The following is a 12,777-nucleotide window of genomic DNA, read 5'->3' as shown; positions in this document are numbered from 1 at the left end:
ATGCGAGCAATGGATGTACAATCTCAAGATATTATTAAAATCTCCGCAACTTCAGGTTTAACTCCTGCACCACAAGCGCGTGATCATAAAGTTGAAGTGGCAAAATTAATCGATGTCAGTACATGTATCGGTTGTAAAGCTTGCCAAGTTGGCTGCTCAGAGTGGAATGACATCCGCTCTGATGTAAATGCGCAGTGTCATGGTATTTACGATAACCCTGTAGATCTAAATGCTAAAGCATGGACTGTGATGCGTTTTAACGAAGTGGAAGAAAACGATCGTTTAGAATGGCTAATCCGTAAAGATGGATGTATGCACTGTGCTGAACCAGGCTGTTTAAAAGCTTGTCCATCACCTGGTGCTATCATTCAGTACAAAAACGGTATCGTGGACTTTCAATCTGATAAATGTATCGGATGTGGTTACTGTATCGCTGGTTGTCCGTTCAACATTCCACGTATGAACCCAGACGACAACCGCGTGTACAAATGTACCCTTTGTGTGGACCGTGTTTCTGTAGGTCAAGAGCCTGCATGTGTGAAAACCTGTCCAACTGGTGCTATTCGTTTTGGTTCTAAAGAAGAAATGAAACTCTACGCGGAAAAACGCATAGCTGATTTAAAATCTCGTGGTTATGAAAATGCAGGACTTTACGATCCTCCAGGCGTAGGCGGAACACACGTAATGTATGTGTTACATCACGCTGATAAACCAGAGCTTTACAATGGCCTTCCAAAAGATCCACAAATTGATTTAAGTGTGACCTTATGGAAAGATGTATTGAAGCCAGTAGCGGCAGTTGCAATGGGTGGCTTGGCATTAGCTGAAATCGCTCACTACTTAACTGTAGGTCCTAATATTGAAGAAGATGTGGAAGATCATCACCACGAATTTGAAGAAGAAAAACCATCTAAGGGGGAAAACAATGAGTAAAATTGAGATCAACAACGATACTCGAATCGTCCGCCATAGAACACCAGCGCGTATCAGTCACTGGATGTTGGTAATTTGTTTCTTTATGACAATGTTCACTGGTGTTGCATTTTTCTTCCCTGATTTCGCATGGTTAACAGAAATTTTAGGTACACCACAAATTGCGCGTGCAATTCACCCATTTACTGGGATTTTAATGTTCTTCGCCTTCATCTACTTGGCATTATTGTACTGGGATCACAATATTCCAGAAAAAAATGATATTCGCTGGGCAAAAGGTGTCGTTGAAGTTCTTAAAGGGAATGAACACGCGGTTGCTGATAATGGCAAATATAACCTTGGTCAAAAAATGCTCTTCTGGACATTAAATTTGGCGATGGTAACGTTATTAGTGACTGGCATCATTATGTGGCGTCAATATTTTTCGCACTACTTCTCAATCCCAGTATTGCGTTTCTCGATTCTGCTCCATTCTTTGAGTGCATTTATGTTATTCACTGGTATCTTAGTGCATATGTATATGGCATTCTGGATTAAAGGTTCGATTCGAGGAATCATTGAAGGTTGGGTAACCGTTCGTTGGGCGAAGAAACACCACCCGAAATGGTACCGCGAAGAAATTTTACCTGAGCTTGAAAAAGATTTACTCAACGAGCAATCAGGTAAAAAAGGCAAAACCAAAGTATTATTTAAAGGATTTGGCAAATAAGCTGAAATCTTGAAAAAGAAAAAAGTGCGGTTAAAATTGACCGCACTTTTTATTATGAAAGTGAGAAAAGAACATGAGTATCAAAATCTTATCAGAATCAGAAATCAAACAAGCGGCAAATTCTTTCCAAACGCCTGCTGTATTATTTGCCAATCCTAAAAATCTTTATCAACGCAGAGCAAAACGTTTAAGAGACTTAGCTCAAAATCACCCACTATCAGATTATTTATTATTTGCTGCAGACATAGTTGAAAGCCAACTTTCCACGTTAGAAAAAAATCCTTTACCGCAACAACAGTTTGAACAGCTAAATGATATCGAGCCACTAAATGCGAAAACCTTTAAAAGAAACTGCATCTGGCGTGAATATTTAACTGAAATTCTTGATGAAATAAAACCCAAAGCCAATGAGCAAGTTTCTACAACAATTGAATTTCTTGAAAAAGCATCATCTGCTGAATTAGAAGAAATGGCAAATAAACTCTTAGCACAAGAATTTAATTTAGTCAGCAGTGATAAAGCCGTCTTTATTTGGGCTGCACTTTCCCTTTATTGGCTACAGCTCGCCCATCAAATTCCCCATAATAGCCAAGTTGAAAACGCCGAAAATTTACATCACTGCCCTGTTTGTGGTTCTTTACCTGTTGCAAGTATTGTACAAATTGGTACATCACAAGGTTTACGCTACTTACATTGTAATTTATGTGAAAGTGAATGGAATTTAGTACGCGCACAATGCACCAACTGTAATAGTCATGACAAACTTGAAATGTGGTCGTTAGATGAAGAACTTGCACTTGTTCGTGCTGAAACCTGTGGTAGCTGTGAAAGTTACTTGAAAATCATGTTCCAAGAAAAAGATCCTCATGTAGAGCCAGTAGCCGACGATTTGGCTTCTATTTTCTTGGATATTGAAATGGAAGAAAAAGGTTTCGCACGCAGCGGATTAAATCCATTTGTTTTTCCTGCAAAAGAAGCATAAAAAAATATAGCCTAGGATAAACATCCTAGGCTATATCATTCGTGTCTATAAATAACAAGCCATTACTACGGCATTTTCTCGTCCACCACAGGGTTTCGGATAATAATTTTTTCGAATATCGACTTCATTAAAACCAATTTTTTCATACAAGAAACGAGCAGGGTTAGACTCCCTGACTTCTAGCCATAAGGTCTGAACACCTTTTTCTTTCAATTGGATGATTAGCTGATTCAACAATAATTTCCCAAATCCATTACCTTGATGAGAGGGTACAATAGCAATATTAAACAAAGTCGCTTCATCCAATACTGTTTGGCAAATAGCAAAACCAATAATCTGATTATTCTCTATCAATTTTAAATTGAGATAACGCTCACCTTGATTATTTTTTAACGTACCAAATGACCAAGGAACCAGATGGGCTTGCTGCTCGATTTCATACAATCTGTCGAAATCACTGGCTTCAATTTGAGAAATAATAGACATAATTAAGGCTGCTGAATTTGTTGCCACAACTCGCGTTTGGCTTGGTGATTAGATTGAAATTGTTGCCAACTTGGCGAGCGATAAACACGCTCAGCCAGCATACAGAATGATAAAGTGCGGTCAATTTTGTCACTATTTTCTGATAGTAACCAGTAACGAATAGGCTGCTTACATTCGATATGCTGGATTTGATCGTAATTCAAACATAAGCAATCTTCTTTTTTAAGATCAAGGCTGAGTAGCACATCAGTCAACAAAGGCGAGCCACTTATATTTTCATCAGAAACAGTGATAAATCGAATATTCTCAGCAACACTAATTCCTACCGAACCTTGTAGCACCTCTGGGCGATATAACGTCCACTGGGAAATACCCATTTCTTGTAAAAGAAGATCGCGTCTATTCATATTAACGAGCAATACTATCAAATGGGTAATCGACTAATGCCTTAATAATCGCACGTTCTTCAGCCTGTGTAGGTTCCACTTGATATGAGGTATAACTACGATAAGCAATAATATTTTTATCTTTATGCACTAAAGCAACGTAACGTTTAAATTTATCACTGGCACAAGCATAATAATCATGAATATCTGACTTCACAGCCTGTAACTGGCAGGTCTCTTTATTTTTTGCAAAATAACGTTCCGTAATATCTTTCTCATGAGAAACATCAGTTAAATAAAATGTATCACTTAGCACAGCTTTACGAGCCTCGCTGTTTTTACTTAATGCCAAACTCACAAAACGAGGATCGTCACCTTTTACTACTTGTGTTTGTTTCACATATTTCTCGCCATTGAATTCAATTTCGATACCTTTAGCTGAAATACGCTGAAACTGTGCATCTAACTTTTGTAATACTTCAGTTTGAGCAGGCGTTAATACCGGCTTTGATACTTTAGATGCCTTTTGAGGCGTACCTTGAACAAGGTCCAGAACTTGACATCCAGATAGTAACGTTGCCATTAAGGTTGCAGAGAGAATTTTTTTCATAAAGAATTTTCCTAAAATAGTTTTAATCAATTTTTATTAATAATTTTGCTAAAATAGCGCGTAATTTTAACTAATAACCCACAGGATTCAAAGCGTGATTTCTCTAGAAAGCCAAGTTTTAGAACGACATCTTTCATTTTTTGATGGAAAATCGGTATTATTTGCTGGCGGTATTTCTGATAATTTTCCTCAAACATTAGCCTATAAATGCCAATCAATCCAAATTTGGAGTTGCTATTTTGACTATGCAAGAACACAAAGTGCGGTCAATTTTTCCGTTGAATTTCAAGGTCAAGCCGATTTAATCGTTTATTATTGGACTAAAAACAAACAAGAAGTCAATTTCCAACTGCTTCAACTATTAGCTCAAGCACCTATTGGCCAAGAAATATTAATTATTGGAGAAAATCGTTGTGGCGTGCGTTCAGTAGAAAAAACATTAGAACCTTATGGTGAAATAGCAAAAATTGACTCTGCTCGTCGTTGTGGGTTATATCATTTTTCACTACAAAACAAACCGCACTTTGAACTTAAAAATTTCTGGAAAACCTATCAACATTCTACGCTACAAGACTTAACTATATATAGTTTACCTGGGGTATTTAGTGCAGCGGAATTAGATACGGGCACAGAACTGTTACTTTCAACCATTGATAATAAAATAAAAGGAAAAGTACTCGATCTTGGCTGTGGGGCGGGAATAATTGGATCTATGATCAAAAAACGCTCTCCTAACATACAAATTACAATGACTGATATTCATGCGATGGCGTTAGAATCAGCGCGAAAAACACTTTCTGAAAATCAATTACAAGGCGAAGTTTACACCAGTGATGTCTTTTCTGATATAGAAGGAAAATTTGATTTGATTATTTCGAATCCGCCATTCCATGATGGTATTGATACTGCCTACCGAGCTGTGACAGAACTCATCACTCAAGCAAAATGGCACCTCAATCAAGGGGGAGAATTACGCATTGTCGCCAATTCATTTTTGCCTTATCCCGAATTACTTAGACAACATTTCGGTGATTACGAAGTGCTTGCTCAAACAGGAAAATTTAAAGTGTATTCAGTGAAAAATTAGAAAAAAATCCCCATCGCAATAATGGGGATTTTTCTATTTATTACTTATGGATTTCACCGCACTTTATTCATCCATATATCCTAAACTACGTAATGCACGTTCATCATCGGCCCAACCAGATTTCACCTTCACCCAAAGTTCGAGGTGAACTTTGTTATCAAATAAACGTTCCATATCAGCACGCGCTTCCATACCAATAGTTTTAATTTTTTGACCGCCCGCACCTATCACCATTTTTTTCTGACCTTCACGTTCAACGAGAATTAATCCATTTATTTCATAGGTGCCACGTTCATTCACTTTGAACTGTTCGATTTCAACAGTAACAGAATAAGGCAATTCTTCACCCGTAAAACGCATTAATTTTTCACGGATTATTTCCGATGCCATGAAACGTTGCGAACGGTCTGTGACATAATCTTCTGGGAAATGATGCACACCTTCGCGTAAAGATTGACGTACAATTTTCTCTAATTCATGAACATTATTACCACGCTGTGCAGAAATTGGTACAATGTGAGCAAAGTTAAATTTACTGCTAAGTTCTGTAATAAACGGTAACAAATCATCTTTATTTTTGATGTTATCTACTTTGTTGATAGCAAGCACAACGGGTGCTTTTGCATTGCGTAATTTGTTTAGCACCATCTCATCATCTGCATTCCAGTGTGTGCCATCTACGACAAAAATAATTAAATCAACATCGCCGATAGCGCTACTTGCTGCGCGGTTCATTAAACGGTTAATCGCACGCTTTTCTTCAATATGAAGTCCCGGCGTATCCACATAGATTTCTTGATACGCCCCTTCAGTTTTAATTCCCACAATGCGGTGACGCGTGGTTTGTGCTTTACGCGATGTAATTGAAATTTTTTGTCCTAAAATTTTATTTAAGAGCGTTGATTTACCCACATTTGGGCGGCCTACGATAGCAATAAAGCCGCAATAGGTTTTGTCGAATTGTTCGGTCATTTGATGTCCAGTTCTTTTAAAATTTGTTCTGCTGCTGCTTGTTCGGCTTTACGACGGCTAGATCCTTTTGCCACAAAAGTGCGGTCAATTTTATCCGCACTTTTCACTTTGCATTCAACAGTGAAAATTTGGCAATGGGCTTCCCCTTGAATATTGACCACTTCATAAGTTGGCAATGGCAGATGTTTACCTTGTAAATATTCTTGCAAACGAGTTTTCGCATCTTTTTGGTTATCACCCGGTTTGATTTCAGCCAATAATTGTTGATACCAATTTCGAATCACTTGGGTCGTCACAGCCAATCCTTGATCCAAAGACATTGCGCCAATAATCGCTTCTACACAATCGGCAAGAATAGATTCGCGGCGAAAACCACCGCTCTTTAGCTCGCCAGAACCAAGCGACATATAATCGCCTAATTCAAATTGGCGCGCTAAAATCGCTAAAGTGGGTTCGCGTACCAAAGTAGCACGCATACGGCTCAGTTCGCCTTCATTACAACGTGGAAACTGATGATAAAGTGCTTCAGCGATAGTAAAATTAAGAATAGAATCGCCTAGAAATTCTAGGCGTTCATTATGTTGAGTCGCCGCACTTCGATGCGTAAGTGCCTGCTTTAATAGCGCAATATCATTAAAACGATAACCGATTTTACGCTCAAGTCGATCTAAATGATTCATCTTATTTTATTGCTGTAAAGAAACGATCAAAACGGAAACCTGTTGGCCACTCATTCGCTTCTTTTTCTAAGCTCATCCAAATATAAGTGGCTTTACCCACAATATTTTTTTCAGGCACAAAGCCCCAGAAACGGCTATCATCACTGTGATCACGGTGATCGCCCATCACAAAATACTGCCCTTCTGGCACAAGCCATTCTGCAGTTTGCATACCTTCTTGTGGGAAAAACTCAGGACCTGAATAACGACGATATTCACTAATTAACACGTTATGTGTTACATCGCCTTTCTCAGTCAATTCTAATTCATTCGGAAAAGCAGGATTTGTTGGATTTTGTGTATATTCAAACGCCTTGGTTTCACAATCAATTTCACAAGGTTTACCTTCTTTGCCATATACCACTTTTAGCGTTTTTTGTTCCGTATCAAAAATGACGCGATCTCCGCCCTTTCCAACAATACGCTTAATATAATCAACACCAGACATATTATCTTTTGAGCTTAACGCTAAATTTTCTGCAAAGGCTGCTCGAGTTGCCCCAAGACCAGTACGAATTAAAGCTTGTTGTGGTGCTTTAAACACAATTACATCACCTCGTTGTGGTTTTTCACCAGCAATAATGGTGTTTTGGAAAATCGGATCTTTCACGCCATAAGCATATTTGTTCACGACCAAAAAGTCACCAACTCGTAAGGTCGATTCCATTGAACCAGATGGAATTTGAAATGGTTCAAATAAAAAAGAGCGCACTAAGAATACGACAGAAAGCACCGGGAAAAGAGATGATAAAAACTCAGAGGCTTCAGAAATCGGTTCAATTTTTGCTTTTTCTTCGTCAGTTAATACTTGGCCTGAACGCTGTTCAGCACGTGCAATTTTACGATTACGTTTTGGCGTTACCACAAAATAATGGTAGCACCATAATACGCCTGAAAGTGCGGTCAAAATTAGCAATACAATACTGAATGTGTTTGGTAATTGAAAATAATCTAAAACTTTCCAAACACCAAAACCAACCGCCAGTAAAATCACAAAAAATAAATTTGACATAATTTTCCTTATTTATCTTTTCCTACATGTAAAATTGCTAAAAACGCTTCTTGTGGTACTTCTACGTTACCTAAAGACTTCATACGTTTTTTACCTTCTTTCTGTTTCTGTAAGAGTTTTTTCTTACGGCTTACGTCACCACCATAACATTTTGCCAATACATTCTTACGTAATTGTTTCACCGTAGAACGGGCAATTATGTGGTTTCCAATCGCGGCTTGAATAGCGATATCAAATTGCTGACGAGGAATTAACTCACGCATTTTTTCAACCAATTCACGGCCACGATATTGTGAATTATCTTTATGAACGATTAAAGCTAAAGCATCTACTCGTTCGCTATTAATCATAATATCTACGCGAACCATATCTGCAGCTTGGAAACGTTTGAAACCGTAATCTAACGAAGCATAACCACGGGATGTCGATTTTAAACGGTCAAAGAAGTCTAAAACCACTTCTCCCATTGGAATCTCATAAGTCAGCGCAATTTGATTACCGTGATATACCATATTGGTTTGCACACCACGTTTTTCCACGCAAAGTGTAATGACATTACCTAAATATTCTTGCGGCACCAACATATTACATTCTGCAATCGGCTCACGGATTTCAGCAATATTATTAAGCGGAGGCAATTTCGATGGACTATCGACATAAACGACATCACCATTCGTTAATTGCACTTCGTAAATTACCGTTGGCGCAGTAGTAATGAGATCTAAATCATACTCACGCTCTAGACGCTCTTGAATGATTTCCATGTGTAAAAGGCCAAGGAAGCCACAGCGGAAACCAAAACCAAGTGCGGTTGAAGTTTCCGGCTCATAGAAAAGTGAAGCATCATTTAAGCTCAACTTACTCAGCGCATCACGAAATGCTTCATAATCATCTGAGCTCACTGGGAAAAGACCTGCATACACTTGCGGTTTTACTTTTTTAAAGCCTGGTAAAACCTCAGTTGCTGGATTATGTTGAAGCGTTAAAGTATCCCCAACTGGCGCACCTAAAATATCTTTAATCGCACAAACTACCCAACCCACTTCGCCACATTCTAAAACAGTAGTATCTTCTTGTTTTGGCGTAAAAATCCCTAAACGATCAACATTGTAAGCTTGTCCTGTAGACATCACTTTAATTTTATCGCCTTTACGTAATACCCCGTTTTTAATACGCACTAAAGACACCACGCCCAAATAATTATCGAACCAAGAATCAATAATCAATGCTTGTAATGGCGCATTAGGATCACCTTCTGGTGCAGGAATTTTTGCAACGATTTCTTCTAATACATCTTCGATACCTACACCCGTTTTAGCAGAGCATCTAACCGCTTCCATCGCATCAATTCCCACGATATCTTCAATTTCTTCAGCTACGCGTTCAGGATCAGCAGCTGGTAAGTCGATTTTATTTAAAATCGGTACTACTTCTAAATCCATTTCAATTGCGGTATAACAGTTTGCCAAGGTTTGAGCTTCTACCCCTTGACCAGCATCAACCACCAACAAAGCCCCTTCACAAGCAGCAAGAGAGCGAGACACCTCATAGGAAAAGTCCACGTGTCCTGGTGTATCGATAAAGTTTAATTGATAAGTTTCGCCATCTTTAGCTTTATAATTTAAAGTAACACTTTGTGCTTTAATGGTAATGCCGCGCTCACGCTCAAGATCCATTGAGTCTAGCACTTGCGCTTCCATTTCACGATCCGAAAGGCCACCACAAGTTTGAATCAAACGGTCAGAAAGCGTCGATTTACCGTGGTCAATATGGGCAATAATAGAAAAGTTGCGAATATTCTTCATAAAAGATAGTTTTTCTCAAAAATCATTAAATTTAACTGGCGGATTGTACCTGAAAAGCGCGGAAATCGCTAGGGATGAAAGGGAAAAGTGCGGTCAAATTTTTTAACCTTTTAGATAAAACAAAACCCCGAATGACTTCGGGGTTTCTTTTTTCATTCAAACTGAAATTATAGGCTTTCAGTGAAAGTACGAGTAATAACGTCGCGTTGTTGTTCTGGAGTTAAAGAGTTGAAACGTACTGCGTAACCAGAAACACGGATAGTTAATTGTGGATATTTATCTGGGTTGTTTACCGCATCTTCTAAAGTTTCACGACGTAATACGTTTACGTTTAAGTGCTGACCACCTTCAACTTTAACAGTTGGCGCTACGTTTACCGGTAATTCACGGTATTCGATTTGACCTAATTCGCTAACTGCAACAACTTGGTCTTCAGCGAATTCGCCTTTTGCACATAAGCAACGCGCTTCATTTTTTTCGCTGTCTAATAACCAGAATGAATTAAGCAAATTGTCATTTGCCGCTTGAGTAATTTGAATACCTTTAATCATAATAGCCTCCTAATTGGCATTAGAATAATCATAAAAACTGTACAAATTTTATCAAATAATTTGAAGATTTCAAATTATTTTGGATTTTTTTGATAAAGAACAGGTTATCTTTTTAAGATAATTTTACAAACTTGATCTAAATTAAACTTTACTCATTTATGTAGCTATTCACCCAAAATAATTTAACATTAACTTAACCTTTTAAACTTTTTATTGCCTTAACCTTTTTGTTTATAATAAGAGCAAACTTATTAATAGGATCAAAATAATGAAAACCTGGACTGATGTTATCGGAAAAGAAAAAGAACAACCTTACTTTCAACACGCACTACAACAGGTTCATCTTGCAAGAGCAAGCGGGAAAACGATTTATCCCCCACAAGAAGATGTATTTAACGCATTCAAATATACGGCTTTTGAAGATGTAAAAGTAGTAATCTTAGGTCAGGATCCCTACCATGGTCCAAACCAAGCTCATGGATTGGCTTTTTCAGTAAAACCTGAAGTCGCCATTCCCCCTTCTCTAGTAAATATGTATAAAGAGCTTACACAAGATATTTCGGGATTCCAAATGCCATCACATGGTTATTTAGTCAAATGGGCTGAACAAGGGGTATTGCTGCTCAACACAGTACTTACCGTAGAACGTGGTATGGCACATTCACATGCTAATTTCGGCTGGGAAACGTTTACTGATCGTGTTATTGCAGCACTTAATGAACATCGTGAGAAACTCGTATTTTTACTTTGGGGCAGTCACGCACAAAAAAAAGGGCAAATTATTGACCGCACTCGTCACCTTGTTTTAACGGCTCCACATCCTTCCCCACTTTCAGCTCATCGAGGTTTCTTTGGCTGTCATCATTTTTCCAAAACAAATTCATATTTGGAAAGCCACGGAATAAAACCGATAGATTGGCAAATCTAAACCATATATTCCTAAAAAAATAACCGCACTTTAATTTCTCAAAGTGCGGTTAAATATTTCAAGATTTCAATTAGCCGTGATAACGCCCTACACCTAATTCATCTTCTTTACGTGTGCGATTCATCACGTCTTGTGGAGATTGCGCAATACGTAATCCCATTTCATCTTCAGTACGCACCACTTCACCACGTAGAGAATTGGTATAAACATCAGTGATTTTCACATCCACAAATTTACCAATCATTTCCGGAGAACCTTGGAAGTTGACAATACGATTCGTTTCAGTACGTCCCGTTAATTCCATAATGTCTTTCTTCGATGGCCCTTCAACTAACACGCGTTGTTCTGTGCCAAGCATGCGACGGCTAAACTGTGCGGCTTGTTGATTAATACGCTCTTGTAACACATAAAGACGTTGTTTCTTTTCGTCTTCCGTGACATCATCTGGCATATCTGCAGCTGGCGTACCTGGTCGAGCAGAATACACAAAACTGAAGCTCATATCAAAGTTCACTTGTGCAATCAAATTCATAGTTTGCTCAAAATCTTCCGCAGTTTCCCCCGGGAAACCAACAATAAAATCTGAGCTGATTTGAATATCAGGACGCACAGCACGAAGCTTACGAATAATAGATTTATATTCTAATGCTGTATGACCACGTTTCATCATCGTTAATACACGGTCAGAACCCGCTTGGACTGGAAGATGCAAGAAACTCACCAATTCAGGCGTATCACGATATACGTCAATAATATCATCCGTAAATTCTATTGGATGACTGGTTGTAAAACGTAAACGGTCAATACCATCAATTGATGCGACAAGACGAAGCAATTCAGCAAAGCTACAAATTTGACCATCATGTGTCGGCCCACGATAAGCATTTACATTTTGACCAAGTAGATTGACCTCACGCACACCTTGATCCGCAAGCTGCGCAATTTCAAATAAGACATCATCCACAGGGCGACTGACTTCTTCACCGCGTGTATAAGGTACAACACAGAAAGTACAGTATTTATTACAGCCTTCCATAATCGAAACAAATGCTGTTGGACCTTCTGCACGAGGTTCAGGTAAGCGGTCAAATTTCTCAATTTCAGGGAAACTTACATCTACAACAGAGCTCTTACCACCACGAATTTGGTTAATCATTTCAGGCAGGCGGTGCAAAGTTTGCGGACCAAAAATAATATCTACATAAGGCGCACGATGGCGAATATGTTCACCTTCTTGAGAAGCTACGCAGCCGCCCACGCCAATCACTAAATTTGGATTATTTTTCTTTAATTCTTTCCAGCGCCCAAGTTGGTGGAACACTTTTTCTTGTGCTTTTTCACGAATAGAACAGGTATTCAATAATAATACGTCTGCTTCTTCAGGAATTTCGGTAAGTTCTAGTCCATGAGTACTTAATAAAAGATCGGCCATTTTAGATGAATCATATTCATTCATCTGGCAGCCCCAAGTTTTAATATGTAATTTTTGAGTCATTTTCTACAATATCGTTAGGTGTTATAAATAATTAGTCGAATAAAACGGTCGGCTATTTTACAGGCTTGCAATAATTCTGGCTAGTAAATATTCGGTGAAAAA

At 38.4% G+C, this 12,777-nt stretch carries 14 protein-coding genes; 5 read left to right on the top strand and 9 right to left on the bottom strand.

Going from position 1 to position 12,777, the window contains the following annotated elements:
* The 3 genes from fdxH (at position 1) to fdhE (ending at position 2,624) form a co-directional block, all read left to right on the top strand.
* Positions 1-933 (top strand): formate dehydrogenase subunit beta, encoded by a 933-nt coding sequence (gene fdxH, locus DV415_RS03285; RefSeq protein ID WP_005635030.1) that lies wholly within the window; start codon positions 1-3, stop codon positions 931-933.
* Positions 926-1,642, top strand: a complete 717-nt coding sequence (locus DV415_RS03280) for a formate dehydrogenase subunit gamma (RefSeq protein WP_005628717.1) — start codon at positions 926-928, stop codon at positions 1,640-1,642. The genes fdxH and DV415_RS03280 overlap by 8 nt, the downstream gene beginning before the upstream one ends.
* A gap of 73 nt (positions 1,643-1,715) precedes the next feature.
* The gene (gene fdhE, locus DV415_RS03275) at positions 1,716-2,624 is read left to right on the top strand and encodes a formate dehydrogenase accessory protein FdhE (RefSeq protein WP_118791507.1); all 909 of its coding nucleotides are present in this window, start codon (positions 1,716-1,718) and stop codon (positions 2,622-2,624) included.
* A 45-nt stretch (positions 2,625-2,669) separates the two neighbouring features.
* On the opposite strand, the gene rimI is transcribed toward fdhE, so the two are convergent.
* Genes rimI through DV415_RS03260 form a run of 3 tightly spaced genes read right to left on the bottom strand, consistent with a single transcriptional unit; the run spans position 2,670 to position 4,106 of the window.
* Positions 2,670-3,110, bottom strand: coding sequence for a ribosomal protein S18-alanine N-acetyltransferase (gene rimI, locus DV415_RS03270; protein WP_118782148.1), 441 nt, complete (start codon positions 3,108-3,110; stop codon positions 2,670-2,672).
* Between the two features lie 2 nt (positions 3,111-3,112).
* On the bottom strand, positions 3,113-3,517 hold the full coding sequence (gene holD / locus DV415_RS03265; RefSeq protein ID WP_118791508.1) for a DNA polymerase III subunit psi: 405 nt from the start codon (positions 3,515-3,517) through the stop codon (positions 3,113-3,115).
* 1 nt (position 3,518) lies between these two features.
* On the bottom strand, positions 3,519-4,106 hold the full coding sequence (locus tag DV415_RS03260; protein WP_118791509.1) for a YdgH/BhsA/McbA family protein: 588 nt from the start codon (positions 4,104-4,106) through the stop codon (positions 3,519-3,521).
* Between the two features lie 94 nt (positions 4,107-4,200).
* On the opposite strand from DV415_RS03260, the gene rsmC reads away from it, so the two are divergent.
* Complete coding sequence (rsmC, locus tag DV415_RS03255) at positions 4,201-5,193, top strand: 16S rRNA (guanine(1207)-N(2))-methyltransferase RsmC (RefSeq protein WP_118790234.1); 993 nt, start codon at positions 4,201-4,203, stop codon at positions 5,191-5,193.
* Between the two features lie 63 nt (positions 5,194-5,256).
* On the opposite strand, the gene era is transcribed toward rsmC, so the two are convergent.
* The 5 genes from era to grcA form a co-directional block, all read right to left on the bottom strand.
* Positions 5,257-6,165, bottom strand: a complete 909-nt coding sequence (gene era, locus DV415_RS03250; RefSeq protein WP_009766812.1) for a GTPase Era — start codon at positions 6,163-6,165, stop codon at positions 5,257-5,259.
* Positions 6,162-6,845, bottom strand: coding sequence for a ribonuclease III (gene rnc / locus DV415_RS03245; protein WP_005628729.1), 684 nt, complete (start codon positions 6,843-6,845; stop codon positions 6,162-6,164). Before rnc ends, era begins: the two co-directional genes overlap by 4 nt.
* 1 nt (position 6,846) lies before the next feature.
* Positions 6,847-7,896 (bottom strand): signal peptidase I, encoded by a 1,050-nt coding sequence (lepB, locus tag DV415_RS03240; RefSeq protein ID WP_118790233.1) that lies wholly within the window; start codon positions 7,894-7,896, stop codon positions 6,847-6,849.
* Positions 7,897-7,904: 8 nt separating this feature from the next.
* Positions 7,905-9,701, bottom strand: coding sequence for a translation elongation factor 4 (gene lepA, locus DV415_RS03235; protein ID WP_114891690.1), 1,797 nt, complete (start codon positions 9,699-9,701; stop codon positions 7,905-7,907).
* Between the two features lie 167 nt (positions 9,702-9,868).
* Positions 9,869-10,252, bottom strand: coding sequence for an autonomous glycyl radical cofactor GrcA (grcA, locus tag DV415_RS03230; RefSeq protein WP_005628746.1), 384 nt, complete (start codon positions 10,250-10,252; stop codon positions 9,869-9,871).
* A 268-nt stretch (positions 10,253-10,520) separates the two neighbouring features.
* Here grcA and ung point away from each other — a divergent pair, with 268 nt between their 5' ends.
* The gene (gene ung / locus DV415_RS03225; protein ID WP_118790232.1) at positions 10,521-11,180 is read left to right on the top strand and encodes a uracil-DNA glycosylase; all 660 of its coding nucleotides are present in this window, start codon (positions 10,521-10,523) and stop codon (positions 11,178-11,180) included.
* Positions 11,181-11,250: 70 nt separating this feature from the next.
* Here the strand turns inward: ung and miaB are convergent, their stop codons facing one another.
* Positions 11,251-12,675, bottom strand: coding sequence for a tRNA (N6-isopentenyl adenosine(37)-C2)-methylthiotransferase MiaB (gene miaB / locus DV415_RS03220; protein WP_114909325.1), 1,425 nt, complete (start codon positions 12,673-12,675; stop codon positions 11,251-11,253).
* Positions 12,676-12,777 lie beyond the last annotated feature (102 nt).

Source organism: Haemophilus haemolyticus (assembly GCF_003490595.1).
In the GTDB taxonomy this organism is placed as follows: domain Bacteria; phylum Pseudomonadota; class Gammaproteobacteria; order Enterobacterales; family Pasteurellaceae; genus Haemophilus; species Haemophilus haemolyticus_L.
This window is presented reverse-complemented; position numbering and strand designations above follow the sequence as displayed.